Source organism: Agrobacterium sp. 5Ca39, from assembly GCF_055382365.1.
The window spans coordinates 184,995-205,357 of sequence record NZ_AP026436.1; the positions used below are offsets into that span (position 1 = coordinate 184,995).

General features: G+C 58.3%; 23 protein-coding genes. 6 read left to right on the forward strand and 17 right to left on the reverse strand.

Going from position 1 to position 20,363, the window contains the following annotated elements; all coding sequences use genetic code 11:
* Positions 1–93 precede the first annotated feature (93 nt).
* From ACZ47E_RS00885 to ACZ47E_RS00965, 17 genes are all read right to left on the reverse strand, one after another.
* Complete coding sequence (locus tag ACZ47E_RS00885; RefSeq protein ID WP_464016884.1) at positions 94–1,443, reverse strand: flagellin N-terminal helical domain-containing protein; 1,350 nt, start codon at positions 1,441–1,443, stop codon at positions 94–96.
* A 347-nt stretch (positions 1,444–1,790) separates the two neighbouring features.
* A complete protein-coding gene (locus ACZ47E_RS00890; RefSeq protein ID WP_037090919.1) occupies positions 1,791–3,134 on the reverse strand; it encodes a flagellin N-terminal helical domain-containing protein in 1,344 nt (447 codons plus the stop codon).
* 586 nt (positions 3,135–3,720) lie between these two features.
* A complete protein-coding gene (locus tag ACZ47E_RS00895) occupies positions 3,721–4,731 on the reverse strand; it encodes a flagellin N-terminal helical domain-containing protein (protein WP_006698203.1) in 1,011 nt (336 codons plus the stop codon).
* 372 nt (positions 4,732–5,103) lie between these two features.
* A complete protein-coding gene (gene fliP, locus ACZ47E_RS00900; protein WP_004439940.1) occupies positions 5,104–5,841 on the reverse strand; it encodes a flagellar type III secretion system pore protein FliP in 738 nt (245 codons plus the stop codon).
* Complete coding sequence (locus ACZ47E_RS00905) at positions 5,838–6,338, reverse strand: flagellar basal body-associated FliL family protein (RefSeq protein WP_004439944.1); 501 nt, start codon at positions 6,336–6,338, stop codon at positions 5,838–5,840. The genes fliP and ACZ47E_RS00905 overlap by 4 nt, the downstream gene beginning before the upstream one ends.
* Positions 6,339–6,365: 27 nt before the next feature.
* Entirely contained in the window at positions 6,366–7,085 is a 720-nt protein-coding gene (gene flgH / locus ACZ47E_RS00910) for a flagellar basal body L-ring protein FlgH (RefSeq protein ID WP_004439948.1), read from the reverse strand.
* The gene (locus ACZ47E_RS00915) at positions 7,082–7,618 is read right to left on the reverse strand and encodes a MotE family protein (RefSeq protein ID WP_004439951.1); all 537 of its coding nucleotides are present in this window, start codon (positions 7,616–7,618) and stop codon (positions 7,082–7,084) included. The genes flgH and ACZ47E_RS00915 overlap by 4 nt, the downstream gene beginning before the upstream one ends.
* A complete protein-coding gene (locus ACZ47E_RS00920; protein ID WP_022555612.1) occupies positions 7,615–8,736 on the reverse strand; it encodes a flagellar basal body P-ring protein FlgI in 1,122 nt (373 codons plus the stop codon). The genes ACZ47E_RS00915 and ACZ47E_RS00920 overlap by 4 nt, the downstream gene beginning before the upstream one ends.
* Positions 8,733–9,221: a flagellar basal body P-ring formation chaperone FlgA gene (flgA, locus tag ACZ47E_RS00925; protein ID WP_004439958.1), complete on the reverse strand. Its 489-nt coding sequence runs from the start codon at positions 9,219–9,221 to the stop codon at positions 8,733–8,735. The genes ACZ47E_RS00920 and flgA overlap by 4 nt, the downstream gene beginning before the upstream one ends.
* A gap of 20 nt (positions 9,222–9,241) precedes the next feature.
* Complete coding sequence (gene flgG, locus ACZ47E_RS00930; protein ID WP_003503427.1) at positions 9,242–10,030, reverse strand: flagellar basal-body rod protein FlgG; 789 nt, start codon at positions 10,028–10,030, stop codon at positions 9,242–9,244.
* Between the two features lie 18 nt (positions 10,031–10,048).
* Positions 10,049–10,384 (reverse strand): flagellar hook-basal body complex protein FliE, encoded by a 336-nt coding sequence (locus ACZ47E_RS00935; RefSeq protein WP_278067218.1) that lies wholly within the window; start codon positions 10,382–10,384, stop codon positions 10,049–10,051.
* Entirely contained in the window at positions 10,381–10,800 is a 420-nt protein-coding gene (flgC, locus tag ACZ47E_RS00940) for a flagellar basal body rod protein FlgC (RefSeq protein WP_004439964.1), read from the reverse strand. The genes ACZ47E_RS00935 and flgC overlap by 4 nt, the downstream gene beginning before the upstream one ends.
* 3 nt (positions 10,801–10,803) lie before the next feature.
* Positions 10,804–11,196, reverse strand: a complete 393-nt coding sequence (gene flgB / locus ACZ47E_RS00945) for a flagellar basal body rod protein FlgB (RefSeq protein WP_004439967.1) — start codon at positions 11,194–11,196, stop codon at positions 10,804–10,806.
* A 160-nt stretch (positions 11,197–11,356) separates the two neighbouring features.
* Positions 11,357–11,881 carry a hypothetical protein gene (locus ACZ47E_RS00950; RefSeq protein ID WP_373969202.1) on the reverse strand — a complete coding sequence of 175 codons (525 nt, stop codon included), beginning with the start codon at positions 11,879–11,881 and terminating at the stop codon, positions 11,357–11,359.
* A gap of 41 nt (positions 11,882–11,922) precedes the next feature.
* Positions 11,923–13,329, reverse strand: coding sequence for a flagellar protein export ATPase FliI (fliI, locus tag ACZ47E_RS00955; RefSeq protein ID WP_278067219.1), 1,407 nt, complete (start codon positions 13,327–13,329; stop codon positions 11,923–11,925).
* Positions 13,330–13,340: 11 nt separating this feature from the next.
* Complete coding sequence (gene flgF, locus ACZ47E_RS00960; protein ID WP_004439975.1) at positions 13,341–14,075, reverse strand: flagellar basal-body rod protein FlgF; 735 nt, start codon at positions 14,073–14,075, stop codon at positions 13,341–13,343.
* A 1-nt stretch (position 14,076) separates the two neighbouring features.
* Complete coding sequence (locus ACZ47E_RS00965) at positions 14,077–14,856, reverse strand: DUF1217 domain-containing protein (protein WP_278067493.1); 780 nt, start codon at positions 14,854–14,856, stop codon at positions 14,077–14,079.
* Between the two features lie 185 nt (positions 14,857–15,041).
* Between ACZ47E_RS00965 and motA the strand changes: the two genes are divergently transcribed.
* From motA to ACZ47E_RS00995, 6 genes are all read left to right on the forward strand, one after another.
* Positions 15,042–15,914, forward strand: a complete 873-nt coding sequence (motA, locus tag ACZ47E_RS00970; RefSeq protein ID WP_004439982.1) for a flagellar motor stator protein MotA — start codon at positions 15,042–15,044, stop codon at positions 15,912–15,914.
* A complete protein-coding gene (locus ACZ47E_RS00975) occupies positions 15,911–16,870 on the forward strand; it encodes a FliM/FliN family flagellar motor switch protein (protein ID WP_464016885.1) in 960 nt (319 codons plus the stop codon). The genes motA and ACZ47E_RS00975 overlap by 4 nt, the downstream gene beginning before the upstream one ends.
* 64 nt (positions 16,871–16,934) lie before the next feature.
* The gene (gene fliN, locus ACZ47E_RS00980; protein ID WP_022555619.1) at positions 16,935–17,474 is read left to right on the forward strand and encodes a flagellar motor switch protein FliN; all 540 of its coding nucleotides are present in this window, start codon (positions 16,935–16,937) and stop codon (positions 17,472–17,474) included.
* A 27-nt stretch (positions 17,475–17,501) separates the two neighbouring features.
* Positions 17,502–18,545, forward strand: a complete 1,044-nt coding sequence (fliG, locus tag ACZ47E_RS00985; protein ID WP_004439994.1) for a flagellar motor switch protein FliG — start codon at positions 17,502–17,504, stop codon at positions 18,543–18,545.
* Between the two features lie 126 nt (positions 18,546–18,671).
* Complete coding sequence (flhB, locus tag ACZ47E_RS00990; RefSeq protein ID WP_004439997.1) at positions 18,672–19,754, forward strand: flagellar biosynthesis protein FlhB; 1,083 nt, start codon at positions 18,672–18,674, stop codon at positions 19,752–19,754.
* A gap of 5 nt (positions 19,755–19,759) precedes the next feature.
* A complete protein-coding gene (locus tag ACZ47E_RS00995) occupies positions 19,760–20,197 on the forward strand; it encodes a hypothetical protein (protein WP_004439999.1) in 438 nt (145 codons plus the stop codon).
* The last annotated feature ends 166 nt before the right edge of the window (positions 20,198–20,363 follow it).

The following is a 20,363-nucleotide window of genomic DNA, read 5'->3' on the forward strand; positions in this document are numbered from 1 at the left end:
CGGCCTTCACGATCATCGCTTTGAAACGAGGGCGATAAAACGAAAAACCGCGCCCTTTCGGGCGCGGTTCGTATTTGACGATCGGTGTCGGAATTAACGGAAGAGCGAGAGAATGCTCTGGGAGTCGTTGTTGGCGATCGACAGGGCCTGCACAGCGAGCTGCTGCTGGGTCTGAAGGGCCTTCAGCTTGGTGGATTCTTCGTTCATTTCCGCGTCGACGAGGCGGCCGATGCCCTTGTCGAGAGAGTCAGTCAGCTTGTTGACGAAGTTTTCCTGCAATTCGATGCGCATCTTGACCGAGCCGAGGTCGGCGGCGGCGGATGTCATGCTCTGGAGCTGCTTGTCGACGAAGGAAACCATGGCGTCGAGCGCCTGCTCGGGCGTCAGGGTCACGGTGGCGGGACCAACGAGATCCTTGGTGATGTCCAGCGAGGTCAGGGAGTAGGACAGTGACTTTGCGAGCTGATTGTTGGCGCCGGTTTGAAGGTAGACGTTTTGGCCATCTTTCGTGGTGCCGATTGCGGAGGTGCCGAGCGCTTTCTGAGCTGTGTCGATGGCGGCGGTACCCGTCGAGGCAGTCGCTGCGGTGCCGTCGCCCATGACCTTAACATACTGATCGTCACCGATTTTCAGGTATGCGCCGTTCTCTGCGGCCGAAGCGTTGGCGACAACGACCAAGCCGGTAGTCGCATCCGCAATCGCAGTGACCGGGGTTGCAGCCGCGGCAGGGGTCAAGCCCTTAAGCTGTGCTTCGGTGAAGACGACGGCTGCCTTAACCGTGGTGGCCTTTGCGGCGCCGACGCCTGTCGTGATTTCGAAGTTCTTGTATGAACCCGTCGAGGAATAGACGGCGTAGGCATCGAGAATACCCTGCTTGTCTTTTGCCGCGCCGGACGAGGTGTCGAACAGAACCGTCTCGTTGCTCAATGCGACATTGATGGTCTTGACGGAAACGTTGCCGCTGTTATCGCGGATGAAGGAGCCGACGACCGCCTTGGTGATGTCGGAGAGGTTGCCCGTGCCATCGCTGATCTTGGCCTGCAGCCAGTTCTCACCGGAGAAGGAGGAGGAGCTGGAGATGGACTTCAGCTGATCCTGCAGCTGGGAGATTTCTTCCTGGATCTTGGTCCGGTCGACGCCTGCTTCGCGGGCGGCCACCAGCTTGTTCTTGATCTGCTTGACGACCTCGATCGAGGATTCCATGCCGGAATAGGCGGTGTCGACCTTGGCGGCGCCGAGGCCGAGGGCGTCCTGGACGGCGGAAAGGGCGCCATTATCCGAACGCATCGTGGTCGCGATGGACCAGTAAGCGGCATTGTTGGAAGCTTCCCGGACGCGCTGGCCGGAGGACACGCGGTCCTGCGTGGCTTCCATGCTTTGGCCGATGGAGCGCAGGGTCTGGAGTGCAGACATGGCTGCGACGTTTGTCAAAATGCTCGTCATAATAAATTGCCCCTTGAATGGCTGATTAGAAAAGGGACATTCCGGCTCACCGGGAGCGGCGCACAGCATCATGCCTGCTAACTGGCTGATTTTAAAAGGTTAGCTCACCGCTTCGATGGCTCTAGCTAACTGCCTTATGGTTAACAAATACTTAAAGTAGTAAAAATCTCGAGATAAAATTTATACGTGCATACCATCTAAAAAACTGAAACGTAATATTTGCCATCGGTGTCCGGACGGGCTGCCTTGAGCGGCCTTCACGATCATCGCTTTGAAACGAGGGCGATAAAACGAAAAAAACCGCGCCCTTTCGGGCGCGGTTCGCATTTGACGATCGAGTGTCGGAATTAACGGAAGAGCGAGAGAATGCTCTGGGAGTCGTTGTTGGCGATCGACAGGGCCTGCACAGCGAGCTGCTGCTGGGTCTGAAGAGCCTTGAGGCGAGTCGATTCTTCGTTCATTTCCGCGTCCACCAGACGGCCAACGCCCTTGTCGAGCGAGTCGGTCAGCTTGTTGACGAAGTTTTCCTGCAGTTCGATGCGCATCTTGACCGAGCCGAGGTCGGCGGCGGCGGATGTCATGCTCTGGAGCTGCTTGTCGACGAAGGAAACCATCGCGTCGAGATACTGGTTTTCCGAGACTGCCGAGCCGTCACTGTTCTTGAACGTGCCGGTCAGGTCCTTGGTGATGTCCAGCGACGTCAGCGAGTAGGTGAGCTGCGTTGCGAGCTGGGCGTCAGCGCCTTCTTCCAGGTAGATCTTGGTGGTGCCGTCGAGGCCCACGGCAATGCTGGTCTTGGTTGCCGGAGCTGTCGGCGCAGTCGTGTTGATTTTCACGTACTGGTCGTTGCCAAGATTGAAGTAGGTGCCGTTGACGTTGGGGACCGTCGTGTCGGCGTTAGCGATCGTGACGATACCCGTTGCGGCGGCGGTGGTGAAGGTGACGGCGGTACCGGCAGTTGCTTCCTTCAGGCCCTTCAGCTGAGCTTCGGTGTAAACCTTGGCTGCGGCAACCTTGGTTACCGGCTGTGCGGCGCCTGCGCCGTCCGAGTCATTGGTGATTTCGAACAGCTTGTAGCTGCCGGTGGAAGAAAAGTAGGCAAAGGAGTCGAGAACGCCCTGCTTGTCTTTTGCAGCGCCCGAAGACGTGTCGAACAGTACCGTGTTGCGGCTCAGGTCAACGTTAACGGTCTTTACGGAGACGTTACCGGCGGCATCGCGAATGAAGGAACCAACGATCTGCTTGGTGACGTTCTTCAGTTCGCCGGCACCGTTGCTGATGGTTGCCTGCAACCAGTTTTCACCGGAGAAGGAAGAGGAGCTGGAGATCGACTTCAGCTGATCCTGAAGCTGCGAGATTTCTTCCTGGATCTTCGACTTGTCTACGCCGGGTTCGCGAGCAGCGACCAGCTTGTTCTTGATTTCCTTAACGACGTCAATGGACGATTCCATACCGGAATAGGCGGTATCAACCTTGGCAGCGCCGAGGCCGAGGGCATCCTGCACGGCAGAAAGGGCGCCGTTGTCGGAACGCATCGTGGTCGCGATCGACCAGTAAGCAGCGTTATCGGAAGCTTCGCCGACGCGCTGGCCGGAGGAAACGCGGTCCTGCGTCGTTTCCATGTTCTGGCCGATAGAACGCAGGGTCTGGAGTGCAGACATAGCTGCGACGTTAGTAAGAATGCTCGTCATGGTAGATTTGCCCCTTGAATGGCTGATTAGAAAAGGGACATTCCGGACTCACCGGGAACGGCGCACAGCATCATGCCTGCTAACCGGCTGATTTTTAAAGGTTAGCTCACCGTTTCGATGGCTTTAGCTAACCTTTATATAGTTAATGAACACCTAAGGATTTTCTAAAAAATGCATTCCGAAGATTTGTTTTGCAACCCTTACGCGTGCGCGCGCGTATTCTGAAATGTTTAAAAAAAAATGAAGCCGCACCCGTTGCCGGATGCGGCTTTGTCGACAGGTGATGTGCTCGGGTCAGCCTCCCTTGCACTCGCCCCACTCACGCGATCGCGAGACGGTCAGCCCCGCTTGCAATCGCGTCATTCATGTCATTCTGGTCGCGGCTATCCGCTGTCCATGGGTAAAATCTGACAGCCGGTGCTTTCCAAATCACTAATTTAGACGAGTACCAAAGCCCTTGCTGGGATCGTGGTAAATCCTTCGAAAATAAGGATGGTAAACAAATTCTGCCGGGGATTTGGCAGTATGCAACAAACAAAACCGCGCCCTTTCGGGCGCGGCTTGCATTTCGTCATTTACGATCCGATTAACGGAAGAGCGACAGGATGTTCTGCGAGTCGCTGTTGGCGATCGAGAGAGCCTGGATTGCCAGCTGCTGCTGTGTCTGCAGAGCCTTGAGGCGGGTGGACTCTTCGTTCATGTCGGCGTCGACCAGGCGGCCGATACCCTTTTCCATCGTGTCGGACAGCTTGGTAACGAAGTCTTCCTGCATGGAGATGCGGTTGGAGACTGCACCCAGATCAGCAGCGGCGCTGTTGAGGGTTTCAAGCTGCTTGTCGACGTGGCTGATGAGCTTGTCGAGGATGTCGTTGTCCGTGGCAGCGGCGGTGCCGAGCATCGTGGCGCCAGCGCCCTTGTAGATCGACAGGTCCGAAATATCGAGGTTCGAAATGGACTGCTTTACACCGTCTGCGACTGCAGCCTTGTCGAGGATGCCCGTGCCCTTGCCGTCCGTTACAGCGCCGGTGTCGAAAAGAACGTTCGAGCCGCTGAGCTGCACGTCAACGCGCTGAACCTTAACGGCGCCAGCGGAGTCACGGGTGAAGGATGCGACAACCTGCTTCTTCAGGTTTGCGATAGCCGCGTCGTCGGTGCCGGCAGCGAACGCTACGCCATCGTTGGACGCCTTGGTCTTCAGCCAGTTTTCGCCGTTGAAGGTTGCGGAGTCGGCGATGGAGGTCAGCTGCTTCTGGAGCTGGCCGATTTCCTTCTGGATCTTTTTCTTGTCGGCGGTCGGGTCCTGGGCAAGGATGAGCTTGTCCTTGATTTCCTGAACGACCTTGATGGTGGCTTCCATGCCCGCATAGGCAGTGTCGACCTTGGCGGCGCCAATGCCGAGAGCGTCGGAAACGGTGGAAAGGGCGGAATTGTCCGAACGCATGGTCGTTGCGATGGACCAGTAAGCAGCGTTGTCGGCGGCGGAGCTTACCTTCTGGCCGGTCGAGATGCGGCCCTGCGTCGTTTCCATGTTCTGGCCGATGGAGCGCAGGGTCTGGAGTGCAGCCATAGAGGAGGCGTTGGTGAGAATGCTTGCCATAGTATTTGTCCCTTGTGTTTACGAGATACTGGAGTTGGGGACATTCCGGACTGTGTATTACCGGTCACAACGTTTCGGCTTCATGCCACTCGGTTCAGAATTACTTGCTTCTGGAAACCAAACCCGCTGTGTGTGAGGCGAATTTCGCAGTCAAAACTTGCATAATTATTAATTTACGAATGAAGAAATATTAGAAAATACATATGGTTACTGGTTTGTTTCTATAAAAGGTAAGTTTTTAATTTAAAATTATAGTTATTCATCCGCTAGCGAAGCTGGTAACCAAAGTCTTAAAACGCCAAAACCCCGCGGCCTTGGGCACGCGGGGTTAAGAAACAGGGTTAATGGGTGTCAGTTCGGCACGAATGCCCGTCAGTTGAACGATCTGACGAGGCTGCCGACAAGCAGGTTCCAGCCGTCGATCAGCACGAAAAACAGGATCTTGAAGGGCAGGGAGATGGAAGTCGGCGGCAGCATCATCATGCCCATGGCCATGGTGATGGTGGCGACGATCAGATCAATGACCAGGAACGGCAGGATGATAAGGAAACCGATCTCGAAACCGCGCCGGATTTCCGACAGCATGAAGGCCGGAACCAGCACTCGATAATCGACGACGTTGTCGGTCATCACTTCCTGGCCGCGTTCGCGGGCAATATCCACGAACAGCTTCAGATCCTTGTCACGCGTATTGGCGTTCATGAAGGTGCGAAAGGGCTCGGCGATGCGCTGCACGGCCTGCTGCTCGTTGATCTGGTTCTGCAACAGCGGTTGCACGCCGTCGGTCCAGGCTTTGTCGAAGGTGGGCGACATGACGTAGAAGGTCATGAACATCGCCATCGACAGAAGGATCATGTTCGACGGCGTGGAAGCGAGCCCCATGCCGGAGCGCAGGATAGAGAAAGCGATCACGAAGCGTGGAAAGCTCGTGACCATGATCAGGATGCCGGGCGCGACGGAAAGAACCGTCAAAAGGCCGAAGGTGCGGATGATCCATGCCGCGACAGACCCGTCTATCTGCGTGTTGAACAGATCGGACGGAAATTGCTGGGCATTGGCAAGGCCCGGCAAAGCGAGGAGGACGGCGATGGTTACAAGAAATCGAATCATTCGATGACAAAGGTCCGGAACATGACCTTGGATACGCGCCCTTGAGAGCGCAGGTCAACTCGTTCCTGAATGTCATCCTTAAGATATTGAAAGCCGCGCGGCCCTTCCAGCTGCTGAAGGGAAACGGTGCGGACATAGGCCATGATATCCTGATGGATATCCTCGGCCAGTCCGACTTCCACCGGCCCCTTGAACATCAGCGCCACCTCCAGCCGCACCCAGTTCGTCGAGGGGTAGGCGAGATTGGTGGTGATGGGATCGAGCTGGACGATGCCGTTCGGTTCGGCCGCGATTTTCTCGACACCCTCTTCCTTCTTCTCGCCATGACCACCGGCCGCAGCGGTGGCATGGGCCTCCGTTGCGGCAATCTTCGGTGCGATCATGCCGCCGACGAGCCAGCCTCCGCCCGCGCCGAGCAAGGTGAGGATCACAACACCTGCGATGGTCATGATCAGAGGGGAGGATTTCTTCTTGCCCTCTGCCTGTTCGTTTTCCATGGATCAGTCCGTTCCCCGTGTGCGGCGTCAGAGCGGCGAGAACAGGTCGACGACCTGCTGCCCGACCGGAGGCTGCTGCACTTCCGTCAGACGGCCGCGACCGCCGTAGGAGATGCGCGCTTCGGCAATGCGCTCGTAGGAGATCATGTTCTGAGCATCCACATCCTGCGGCCGGACAATACCGCCGACGTTGAGGATGCGGATTTCATGGTTCACGCGCACTTCCTGCGAGCCGCTGATGATGAGGTTGCCGTTTTCGAGAATACCCGTCACGACGGCGGCCACGAGCAGCGTCAGCTTTTCAGACCGCTTGGTCTTGCCCTTGGCCTGGGTATCGGTGTCGGAGCCGTATTTGATGTTGGAATCCGCGTCCGGCGTCCAGCCAAGTATCTGGGCTTTGGCCTTCCAGTTCAAGCCGCTGGAGTTGGTGCGGTTACGCTCGGTTTCGTTGTCGAAATCGGCCTTGTCGTTGATCTGGATGTTGACGGTCAGGATGTCGCCGATGTTCAGCGCGCGCAGGTCTTTGAAAAGTGCGCCCTGGCTGTCGCTCCACAGTGAATAGCCGCTTGCCATGTGTTTCGGCTGCTTGGGATACATGCCCATCTGCGGTGTCTGGCTGAATTGCAGACCGCTGCCGATCGGGCTCATCGCCGGTGCGTTACCGATTTCCTTCAGGGTCTGGTTGTTCTGGCAGCCTGCCAGGAGAGCGAGCGGCAGGAGGAGGGCCGGAAGACGACGCGTGCTCATGAAGGATCCTTCGAAGTGTTTTTGTCGATTGCCTGCGACATGATGCCGGCGACGGTGGCAGCTTTCTGCGCGTCCATCTCGCTGAGGATGAGGCCGGATTGACGCGGCGGCAGCTGCATGATGATGGCAGCAGCAATCTCCACATGCATCTTCTCGAGCTGCGGTGCGGCGGCATCCGCCTTCATCGTCTTGTAGATGTCGACGAGGTTGCTTTTGGCCTGGTTGAGGAAATGTTCGCGGCGCGCCAGCCAGTCTTCATATTCAGCCTTGCGGTTTTCCAGCACGGAAATGCGCTCGTTTACGTCGGACTGGAGCTTCTCGAGCTCCTGCTTCTGCATCAGGTAACGCTGATCCCGGGCCGCATCGGCAATGTTGGTGCAGAATTTCTGGATTTCATCCTGCGTGCTGAGTTCTGAAACCACGTTCTGCTGGCTCTCCGCGCCGGCGGCCGGCAGCAGGAACAGCAGCGACGCGACCGCCGCGAAGCGGACGAGGCCATTCGAAAGCGGATTTTTGGTCTGACGTTCCATCATTGCAGCACAAGCTCCGCCTGAAGGGCGCCGGCGGATTTGATGCCTTGCAGGATGGCGATGATACCATCCGCCTTGAGCCCGATGCTGTTGAGACCGGCAACCAGCGTGCGAAGGTCAGGCCCTTCGACGATGGCGACCTTGCTGCCTTCCTGCATGGCCATGATATCCGTCTGCGGCTGTACCGCCGTTTGGCCACGCGAGAAGGGTGCCGGCTGAATGACCTGCGGTGATTCGGTCACCTGCACGGTCAGCGTGCCGTAGCTGACGGCGACGCGCGAAATCCGCACATCCGCACCGATGACGATCGTGCCGGTGCGTTCGTTGATGACGACCTTGGCCGGGGTATCCGTCTCGACGGTCAGGTTTTCGATTTCCGCCATCAGCCGGGTGAGATCCGCGACGCGAGGCTTTTGCACCGCGATTTCCTGCGAATCGCGCGGTTCGGCGATCGGATCGCCATAGCGGGCGCGGGCAAAGGCGTTGACGACGTCTGCGACGCGCACGGCCGTCGAAAAGTCGGGGTTGCGCAGCTGAAGGACCAGATTGACCGAATCCTTGAACTTCGACGGCAGCTCCCGTTCGATGATCGCGCCGTTTGGCACGCGCGCCGACGTGGTGACACCCTGGGTCAGCGTTGCCGCATCGCCCTGCGCCGAAAAGCCGTTGACGATCAGTGCGCCCTGCGCGACCGCGTAAATCTGCCCGTCGGCGCCGGAGAGCGACGTCATGATGAGGTTGCCGCCGCGCAGCGAAGAGGCATCGCCGAGCGAGCTCACCGTCACGTCGACGCGGCTGCCGGGGCTCGCGAAGGGCGGCAGATTGGCCGTCACCATCACGGCGGCGATGTTCTTGGCATTCGACTGGCCGCCCTGCGTGGTGATGCCGAGATTCTGCAACATCGCGCGCATGGATTGCTCGGTAAACGGCGAAGAACGCAGGCTGTCGCCCGTGCCCTGCAGGCCGACCACGAGACCGTAACCGATGAGCTGGTTGTCACGTCCTGCCTGCAGCGATGCGATATCCTTGATGCGGGACGTATCCGCATGGGCTGCCGGAACGGAAAGGAAGGGCTGGGCCGAAAACAGGATGGCCGCGGCCAGGATACGAAGCACTCTCATTTCGCCATCACCTGAATGGTTCCGTCCTTCATGACCGTGCCGTTGACGATGACGCCGGAATCGATGTTGCGTACCCGTACGACTTCGCCGAGCGAGCCATCAGTCATCGGTGTTCCCGAAGCCATCAGCGTCATATTGCCGATGGTGAAGACGAGCTTGACGCTGGTGCCGCGCGTGACGAGCGAGGGTTCGCGTAGGGCGGCAACGGGGATCGTGCGGCCGGGAAGCAGGGTCTGCTTGGAGATCATGCCTTCCACTTCGCTGATGTCGCTCGCGTAACCCGCGGAAATATTGGGATTGGTCACCTCCACCGGCTTCACCTGTTCGGACGTGATCGTCTCGCCCGGATAGATGGTACGCACGGGAACCAGCGCCATTGGCGCCTGGGAGAAGGCAGGCGCGAAAGCGCCGATTGAAAAGGCAGACGCCAGGCACATACGGGCGAGTGCCCTTTTGCAGCTGTTATTTTTCCGGCCAAACCTCATGTTCGCCTGCCTTTCCGTTCTTACTTCAGGTTCTTGCTGACAATCGAAGCCATTTCGTCAGCGGTGGTGATGACTTTGGAATTCATCTCATAGGCGCGCTGCGCCGTGATGAGGTCGGTGATTTCCTTGACGGCGTCGACGTTCGAGCCTTCGAGGTAGGATTGCTTGATATAGCCGTAGCTCGGATCGTCGGGCACGCCGATGACGGCGTCGCCGGAAGCCGGTGTCTGGGCGAAGAGGTTGTCGCCGAGCGGCTTCAGGCCGGCTTCGTTGGCGAAGTTGGCGATGGTCAGCTGGCCAAGCTCGGTGAAGTCGGCGGCGTTGCCGATACGGGCCGTCACCTGACCCGTGCGGGTAACGGTGATGTCCTGCGCGTCGGTCGGGATATTGATATTCGGAATGACGTTATAGCCATCCACCGTCACGAGATTACCATCGGCGTTCTTGTTAAAGGCGCCGGCGCGGCTGTAGAGCGTCGAACCATCGGCCGCCTCGATCTGGAACCAGCCCTGACCGATGATCGCGACGTCGAGCTTGTTGCCGGTCTCGATCAGGTTGCCCTGGGTGTGGATGTTGCGCACGGCCGAGGTCTGCACGCCGAGGCCAATATTGGCGCCCTCGGGCACGATCGCCTGGTTGGCGCGGTTTGGCACACCCTGCATGCGCTCGGTCTGATAGAGAAGATCGGTGAACTCCGCCCGCGCGCGCTTGTAACCGGTGGTGTTGATGTTGGCGATGTTGTTGGCGATGACTTCCAGATTGGTCTGCTGGGCGTCCATACCGGTGGCAGCGATGGCAAGAGCTCTCATGTCAATATTCCTGCTGGGCTAGATCTGCATCTTGGTAATGTCGAGATAGGCCGACACGATCTTGTCTCGGAGCGCGATGGCGGTTTGCAGCGACTGCTCGGCCGAAAGCATGGCATCGACGACTTCACGCGTATTCGCCTTGCCCTGAATGCCTTCAAAAGAAGCGACTTCGGCCATCTTGAGGTTGTTCATCGCGTCAACGGAAACATTGCCGAGAACGCTTGCGAAGCTCTGGCCGGTCTGCTGCGCTGGTGTCGTCTTCTCGCTGCCGAAAATATTGTCGGTGAGCGAGGAAACGCTGCCGGCGCCGCGCGTCAGCGAGAGGGAGCCGAGTTGTTTGATGCCGTCGATCATTGCGATGCCTTCAGAAGGTCGATGGTGGAGGCGACGAGGTCGCGTGTCTGGCGGATGACCTGAAGATTGGCGTCGTAGCTGCGGTTTGCTTCGCGCATGTCTGCCATTTCGATCAGGATGTTGACGTTCGGCATCTTCACCATGCCGTTTGCGTCGGCGGCCGGATTGCCGGGGTCGTATTCGTTGATGAAGTCGCCGCGATCGACGCCGAGCTTTTTCACCGTCACGCGCTCGACGCCGCTGACACGGTCGAGTTCCGAACCGAAGGTGACTGTCTTGCGGCGATAAGGGTCCGCGCCGGGTGTGTCACCCGTCGATCTGGCATTGGCGATGTTTTCAGACACGATGCGCAGTCGGGTGGACTGCACTTCCAGGCCGCTGCCGGCGATCTTGCTCGCCGCACTCAAGGGATCCATGGCTTACCTCTTAACCGTCATCAGCATCATGCGATGGAAGGATTTGACGAGATTGGCATTCAGCTCGTACTGCCGCTTGATCTCGCCGGTCTTGGTCATTTCTTCCGCAAGCGCGACCGAATTGCCCGATTCCTGCATGCCGATCTCGTTGTTGACCGGGTTGTCGCGCACCGCGATATTGTCGCTGAGTGTGCTCTCGCCGAAGTGGGCAGGGTTTGTCCTCGCCATTCCGACCTGCTGGCTGGTGGCCTGCATGACCGCTTCGAATGGGCTGACATCCTTGGCGTGGAACTTGGGTGTGTTGGCGTTGGCGATGTTGGTCGCCACGACTTCCTGCCGCACGCTCAGCCATTCCGCTTGGCGGGATGCCAGTTCGAACAGTTGAATCGGTTGCATAGACTTCTCCATCTCGTATGCCCCGAACCTACGGGGCTAATCTTGCGTCAGACTTGCGGAGAAGACGAAGGGGTGCGACGGCGCATGGATGCGCGGCCTGCACAAAGAAAAAAGGCGCGCCAGCAGATGCCGCGCGCCTTTTGATCGGAAGAAATTTCTTTTATTTTTCGGGGTGATAGGTTTTTCCAGAGGATGTCTCTATCAACCACTCGCCGTTGCGTTGCTCGATCTTCGTCAGCAGCGCATTATCAGGCAGGGTCGAGCCGACCCTCACCATATACATGCCCGAACCGTCTTCGATCAGGGCGCGGCCGTTGGAGACATGCAGCAGACGGAAGGCGGTCTGGCCGGGGAAGGGCTGGTCCTCGACCCCGGCTGCGAGATTGTTCTGTTTTTCCTTGCCGCCTGCGTTCACGGTCGCCGTCGTCAGCATGTCGGGCAGTTCGGCCGGCGGTGGGGTGTCTTCCTTGTTGCGATTGGTCATCGCCATCGGAGAAACACTGAAGACTTCCCGCGGGCCGGTATGGGGCAGATCGCGGGTGCGGTCGCCGCCCGCCACCTTCATGCCGAATTTTTCCTCGTTGAAGAACACGTACCAGGGGAAGAAGGCCGCTGCAGCGGCAAGCGTGATGCCCGTCCATGCCAGAATACGGTCGGGTGTGAAGAAAACGGGCTTGGGCAGCACGTCTTCATCGTAGCTATCGTTATTCCGCTTTTTCTTCACGGTCAGCCTCTCATTCTCGGGGTTACCTGCGGCTGGCCGTTCTGCGCGCCGCCGCGCAATGCGGTCGCAAGGTCAGCATAGGCATCCTGTGCCGCCGGTTCGTTCGGCAGCTGTTTCAGCGTTTCATAGATGATCGGAACCTGCTTCACCGCCATGTCGAGGTCTGGGTCGGTGCCCGGCCGGTAACCGCCGATGAGGCGAAGATCCCGCGTTTCCTCGAAGCGATGCACCAGCGCCTTGAGGCGTGACACCAGCTTTTCCTGATCCGGCGTCCATGCTTTCTTGGCGAGACGCGAGATCGAGGCGAGCGGATTGATCGGCGGGTAGCGGCCTTCTTCTGCAAGGCTGCGGTCGAGCACAATGTGACCATCGAGAATACCGCGGGTCGAATCGGCGATCGGATCGTTATGATTGTCTCCATCCACCAGAATGGAAACGATGGCGGTGATGGTGCCCGTGCCTTCGGCGCCCGGTCCCGCCCGCTCCAGAAGACGCGGCAGCTCGGTGAAGACGGAGGCGGGGTAACCGCGCGCCACCGGCGGTTCACCCGAAGCAACGGCCACTTCGCGGATCGCATGGGCAAATCGCGTCACGCTGTCAATGATGAGGAGGACATTGTCGCCCTGATCGCGGAAATGCTCTGCAATGGTGACAGCGGAAAGTGGCGCCATCTTGCGCAGCATCGGGCTTTCATCGCTCGTCGCGACAACGGCGATGGACTTGTTCATGTTCTCGCCCATCGTATCTTCAATGAATTCGCGCACTTCACGTCCGCGCTCGCCGACCAGTGCAATCACCACCTTGTCGAAGGCGTCAGCCTTTGCAAGCATGGACAGCAGCGTGGATTTGCCGACGCCCGAGCCGGCGAAAATGCCAAGGCGCTGGCCGAGACACAGCGGCGAAAAAATATCGATTGCCCGCACCCCGGTCTTGAACGGGGTCTCCACCCTCTTGCGGGTCATTGAGGGTGGCGCATTGTTGGAAATCGAACGGCGTTCAAGGCCCGCGGCAAGCGGTCCATGGCCGTCGATAGGTTCACCAAGCGCATTGATGGTGCGTCCGCACCAGCTATCATCAGGCGCGACACGGAAGGCGCCCTTGCGGATGACGGTATCGTGAATGCCGATCGGTTCGCCCGGCTCGATAGGGCACACGTAGCAGATATCCGGCTCAACGCGCACCACTTCGCCGAGATGGATGCCGGTCGGGCTGCGATGGGCGACAAACTCGCCAAGCCGCACATGCCGGGACAGGCCGGACACGGTATAGTGCCCGGCTGCGATGGTGCGAACGTGGCCGCCCGGCGCCACCGAAAATTCCGGATCGGCATAATGTCCGGCAAGGCCGGCCAGTTGGGCGAGCTTCGGTGAAATGGCTTCAGCCGAAAGCATGGATACCGGCATTGTCATTGGTCAGTTCCTCAGCGCGCGCCACCAAGCGTCTTGATGCCCTCGCCGAAGGTCGATTCGGTATCGCGCATCAGAGAGGAGATGCTTTCGAAGGCACGGTTGACCTGGATGAGCTGCGTCATCTGGGAAATCCCGTTTACGTTCGACTGTTCGAGATAACCCTGAACGACGCCGACCTCGTGATTGTTGACGACGGGGACCGGCTGAGCCACGGGCTTCACGCCGCTATTGGGGTGGCGCAGGAAACCTTGCGAAAAATCCGCCTGGAAGATGCCAAGCGTGGCGACGATGTTTTCGTTCTGCCTGATGGCTCCGTCAAGACCCACGGTAATCGGGCCGCCATTCGGATTGAGCTGGATCGGGCCGCCGCCGGCGTCGAGGACCGGGTAACCGCTGGAGGAAATGAGCGCGCCGTCCGGCCGCATGGTGAAGCGGCCGTCACGGGTCAGAATCTGACCGTCGGGCGTATCCAGCGAGAACCAGGCATCGCCCTTGATGGCGAAATCGAAGGAATTGCCGGTCTGCTCGAAAGCGCCCTGGCGCGTGGAGAGATAGTCGTTGCCCTGGGACACGAAGGCGATCTTGGCATTCATGTCATTATGGTTCTTGGCGACCATTTCGTCGAATTTCACTTCGGAACCGCGGAAGCCGACCGTGTTCACATTCGCCATATTGTCGGAAATGGTGGTAAGACGACGCTCCAGCGCGATCTGCGAGGACAGGGCGACGTATAGTCCGGATTGCATATCATTTGCCTCCGAGTTTCAGGGAGTTGATGGATATCAGCAGATCGGCCGAGATACCGTAGCCGCTGGAGGAGCCGAAGACGGCGAGGGGATCGTAGGTCGTCGAGGGGTTTTGCATTTCCCACATGATGGTGAAACGCTCCAGCAGCTTGCCGACCTTTTCAGGATCCTGCAGGTCCTTGACATCTATGGTTTTTTCGATGAGGGTGGCCTGTTTCTCGACATCTGCCCCGGCGAATTCGTCGGGCAGGTTGTAGGCCGTGCGAAACACCTGCGCGAGCGCATCGTCGGCCAGAAAGTCGAGGCCGGATTTGATCGTCGGCGCCTTGCGCTCGAAATAAAGGGCGAGACGAACACCGTTATTGTCGTCGCCCGCTTCCTGTTCCAGCGTCTGCCGGGTGTATTTGGTAATGACGCCCGACTGGGCTGCATCGACCGAAGTCGCCGCCGCACCCAGATCCGCGAAATTCAGCGATTTCGCGAAATCCGCGTAACGGCTGTCAGAAAGCTTGTTGGCGAAGGCATTCTTGTCGGTCGTGCCTTCTGTCAGGACCTTGCGGATGAAGGCTTTCGCATAGGCCATATCCTCAAGCCCGTGCGCCTTGAGCGCGTAATTGTAAAGGCGGGTATCCGCCATGAAATCGTCTATGGATTTCACGTCGCCGATCTTTGCGCGGTAATATTCGGTCTCACGCGCCACGTCCGGCTGCTTCGACACCCGCTCAAGCGACTTGCCGATATCCTGACTGATCAGTCTGTAGCTGGTGTAGGTGGAAGTCACTGAACCGCCGCTCTCGTTTGATCCCGATCTCAAGGCGCACGTCCGCCCTTGCCGGCATAGTGCCGCGGCTTGCTTGTGCGAAACTGGCTGGAGGCTGAAGCGCGGAGAGGCTTTGCGGACAGGTTCACGCAAGCCACATTTTTTAGACATGGCGGCATGGAACACTGTTCGGGCGTGGTCGATCAATGAATATTGTAATTGGACTTATAATCACCTTCGGCTGCATCATCGGCGGCTACATGGCGATGGGCGGTCATCTGGACGTGCTGATTCAGCCGTTCGAATTGATGATCATCGGCGGCGCCGGTCTCGGCGGCTTCATCATGGCGAACCCGATGAAGGTCGTGAAGGATTCGGGCAAGGCGCTCGGCGAGGCCTTCAAGCACTCGGTTCCGAAGGAGCGCAACTATCTCGACGTGCTCGGCGTGCTTTATTCGCTGATGCGCGACCTGCGCACGAAATCGCGCAACGAGATCGAGGCTCATATCGACAATCCCGAGGAATCCTCGATCTTCCAGAGCGCGCCATCGGTTCTGAAGAACAAGGAACTGACCTCGTTCATTTGTGACTATGTCCGCCTCATCATCATCGGCAATGCCCGCAGCCACGAAATCGAGGCGCTGATGGATGAAGAAATCGAGACCATCCTCCACGACAAGCTGAAGCCTTACCACGCGATCACCACCATGGGCGATTCCTTCCCTGCCATCGGTATCGTCGCAGCGGTTCTCGGCGTCATCAAGGCGATGGGCAAGATCAATGAATCGCCTGAAGTGCTGGGCGGCCTCATCGGCGCCGCCCTGGTCGGCACCATGCTCGGTATCATCCTGTCCTATTCGATCTGCAATCCGCTCGCCTCGCAGGTCAAGATCGTCCGCACCAAGCAGCATCGCCTCTACATCATCGTCAAGCAGACGCTGATCGCCTACATGAACGGTTCGGTGCCGCAGGTTGCGCTTGAATATGGCCGCAAGACCATCTCCAACTACGAGCGGCCGTCCATCGACGCCGTCGAGCAGGAGATGATGAATCCCGGCGGCGAGAACAAGGCGGCATGACCATGGCAAAAGCTGCAGCGCAAAAAGCTCCCGCCATCGACACCGCCTTGCTCGCGAAACTCACCGGCGGGCTTTCCGACCGCAGGACGATCGCGAAGATCGGTTCCGATATCGGCCACCTCTACAGCGAATTCCTGCCGGATATTTTTCACAGCGAGACCGGCATTGCGATAGACGTCGAATATATCGGCTCCGAATCGGGGCTCATGACCGACCTGATCGCCAATGTCGGGCAGAATGTCGCGGTGGCCGATTGTTCCCTGCGCAACTGGTGCCCGAACTTCATGATGACGGTCGGTAATGGCTTCGTCATCGCGCTCATGGAGCGCATGCTCGGTGCAGCACCGGACAGCATCGGCGAACCCGATGAGCGCAGTCTTTCCCATATCGAGCTCGATCTGGCTGCCATGGTCCTTGGACGTATCGGTGGCGTGCTCCGTTCCGGAGTCAATGCGCCGGGCGGTTTTGAAGCGGCTATCGAGCCGCCGTTCAATTCCAATGGCAAAAGTGCCTTCGACGAGATGATTGCGGGCCTCTACGGCGTTAACATCCACATGAAAATCGACATTGGCAAAGTGTCGTCGGAATTCTCGCTGATCATACCGCAGCGTCCGTTGCTCAAGACATCCATCGTCGCTCCCAAGGCATCAGCTCAGGCGCTGAAGAAGCAGGAAGAGTGGATGGAGATGATCTCGGAACAGGTGAAGAGATCGCAGGTCACGCTTGAGGCGCGCATCAAGCTCGAAACGCTGACACTCCGTACGATTTCGAAGCTGGTGGCCGGCGATGTCATTCCGTTTCAGGCCCTCAACCAGGACGATATCGGCGTTGAGGTCAGTGCTAACGGCTCCAAGCTCTATAATTGCGAATTCGGCAAGTCAGGCGACCGCTATATGGTTCGGGTAAAGAGCAATGTCAGCACGGACGACGAGATCTTACGACATTTGATGGGTTAAAATCCTGCCCGACCTTTTTGGGTTTGGGCAGGCTGACGCAAGTTTCAAAGGGAATAATCAGCGCATGGCTACGAAGAAAACACCTGTGACCGATGATGCGGCGTTGCCGTCGTTTGAAGACGGCGGCGACCTCGACCAGGCTATCGGCGATCTGCGTGGCGTCCTCAAGACGGATGCGGAAGGCTCGCTCTCCGATTTTGGCGACTTCGGCGATTTCGGAAGTACGGACGAGGTTTCTACGGATACCGACCTTTCCGCCTTCGGTGGCGGAGCGGCCGATTTTGCGATGGACGATTTTGCCGCCGCCCCGCAGGTTGCGGGCGTAAAGGCACCGCTGGGCAGCGGCCTGTCCGAAAACATCGACCTGATCATGGATATCCCGATCGATGTCCAGATCGTTCTCGGCACCAGCCGAATGCTCGTCTCGGGGCTGATGAGCCTGGAGGAGGGCGCGACGATAGCACTCGACCGCAAGATCGGCGAGCCGGTCGAGATCATGGTGAATGGCCGCCGTATTGCGCGCGGTGAAATAACGGTTCTGGAAGACGACGATACGCGCTTCGGCGTAAAATTGATTGAAGTACTGAGTACGAAGAAAGCCTGATCCCTGTGGGGACGGAGAGGAAAGACCATGATGGACTTTGAAGATTTCGGTAACCCAATTGCGGGCAAGCCGTTGTCTCAGGCCGACAAGGCGGCCGCGGTGCTTCTTGCCATGGGTAAGGGCGTCGCCGGCAAGCTGCTGAAGTTTTTCACGCAGCACGAATTGCAGATGATCATTTCCTCGGCCCAGACCCTTCGCGTCATTCCTCCCGATGAACTTGCGCAGATCGTGGCCGAGTTCGAGGACCTGTTCACCGAAGGAACGGGTCTGATGGACAATGCCAAGGCAATCGAGAGCATTCTCGAAGAAGGTCTGACCCCTGAAGAAGTGGACAGCCTTCTCGGCCGCCGCGCAGCGTTCCAGGCCTATGAAGCATCGATCTGGGACCGCCTGCAGGAAGCAGAGCCGGAATTCGTCGGCAAGTTCCTGCTGCGCGAACATCCGCAGACCATTGCCTATATTCTCTCCATGCTGCCCTCGTCCTTCGGTGCCAAGGTCCTTTTGACCATTCCGGAAGAGCAGCGCGCCGATATCATGAACCGCACGGTGAACATGAAGGAGGTGAGCCCGACGGCCGCCCAGATCATCGAGAAGCGTGTGGTCAACCTCATCAACGAAATCGAAGCCGAGCGCAATGCCGGCGGTTCCACGAAGGTTGCCGACCTGATGAACGAACTGGACAAGCCGCAGGTGGATACGTTGCTCAGCTCGCTCGAGACGCTCAGCAAGGAAGCCGCAAACAAGGTCAAGCCGAAGATCTTCCTCTTCGACGACCTCATGTTCATGCCGCAGCGCAGCCGCGTCATGCTGCTGAACGATGTGTCGGCCGATGTTCTGACGATGGCGCTGCGCGGCGCCACGATGGAAATCAAGGAATGTGTGCTTTCCAGCATCAGTCCGCGCCAGCGCCGCATGATCGAATCGGACCTTGCGGTGCCGCAGGCCTCGATCAACACCCGCGAAGTGGCGATTGCCCGCCGTGCCGTTGCGCAGGAGGCGATCCGGCTGGCCAATTCCGGCCAGATCCAGCTGAAGGACGCTGCCGCGGAAGAACAATCGGCTGCGGCCTGAGTGGAAGCCGGTTGATAACCGGCCCATCTGCTGCAGGCGGCCATTGCGGTGGCCAGCCGCCGGCGCTAGTTTCGGGACGACGGCCTGCCGGGATCGGCGGGCCTTTTTTTATCCCGGGAACGTGCCTTGGCAGACGATCAGGACAAGGACAGTAAAACAGAAGCCCCAACGGAGAAAAAACTCCGTGATGCGGCGGAAAAGGGCAATCTGCCCTTTTCCCGTGAAGTGCCGATCTTTGCGTCGTCACTGGCCTTTTACTGTTATCTCGTTTTCTTTCTGCCCGACGGTGCCAGCCGCATCGGCGAGACGCTGAAGGACCTGTTCGGCCAGCCCGAACAATGGGACCTGAGCACCAGGCCAGACGCCCTGTCGCTTTTGTACTTCCTCGGCACGTCCATGGCCTATCTGCTCATGCCGGCCATGATCATGTTCATCGTCTTCGGCCTCGCCTCTTCGTTTTTCCAGAACCTGCCGTCGCCGGTGCTGGAACGGGTGCGCCCGCAATGGTCCCGCGTATCGCCCGCCAAGGGTTTCACGCGCATCTATAGCAAGCAGGGTTTCGTGGAATTCGGAAAGTCCGTTTTCAAGATCATGATCGTCTCGACCATCATGTTCTTCGCTCTGCGCGGCGAGTTCTACAGCCTCATCGATCTGATGTTTTCCGATCCGCAGGTTATTTTTGTCCGGGTCGTCGAGATCGTCAAAAAGATGATGATCGTAATCCTGCTTTCGACCGCATTGCTCGCCGCCGTGGACGTTTTATGGACGCGCCATCACTGGTTCACCCAGCTGAAAATGACGAAGCATGAGGTGAAGGAAGAATACAAGCAGTCGCAGGGCGACCCGGTTGTCAAATCCCGTCAGCGATCGATTGCCCGCGACCGTGCCCGCCGCCGCATGATCAACAACGTGCCTCGCGCGACCCTCGTCATCGCCAACCCGACACACTTTGCGGTGGCGTTGCGTTACGTGCGTGAAGAAAGCGACGCGCCTGTTGTCGTTGCCAAGGGCCAGGACCTTATCGCATTGAAAATCCGCGAGATTGCGGAAGAAAATAATATCCCCGTTTTTGAGGACCCGCCGCTTGCGCGCTCCATGTTTGCGCAAGTCTCGATCGATAGTGTGATTCCACCAGCCTTTTACAAGGCTGTGGCTGAGCTTGTTCATCGGGTTTACGCCATGAAGTCATCGAAAATACGGGTTCAATAAGACCAATGAAAAAATCCGCCTATTCTGAACAGCGGGAAATGATCGTCGCAGAGGCGATCAACCCGATCGCTACAGAACTACGATTGCTAGACCCGGCCGACCTGATTTCGCTGCTCAGATTCGAGTGCTACGGCAGCATTGCCGATCTCGTGTCATCGGCTGCGGAGCTTTATTATCATCCCGGTACGATCAATTTCGGCGCCGGCGGCGAATATAAACTCGAATGGGAAGGCGCGCCGGAGATCGTTCTCGATCTCGAAATCAAACCGATCGGCGCCACGGTCTATGCACAATTGATCTTGGCCAATGAACATGCGGCGGTCGAAATCAATCATGTGTCGTTTCAGAACCCTTCGGAAAATCCGGACGAAAACACCGAGTTCCTCCGCCATAGCCTGATGGCCGCCCGATTCGTTTCGACCCACCAGGGCGAAGCGGCCTGAACCATCCGCCGAATATCCAGCCGATGACCGGTTGCGACTGCCGAAACGGCGGTCGCGACGGTTTTGCCTGATCGCTTTTTCACCCGACCTTGCCCGAAGCCTGCCACCGCGCGCAAAACCGTTATGGGAAAGCGAGGAACGCCTTGCAAATCAGCGTTGTTGTTTG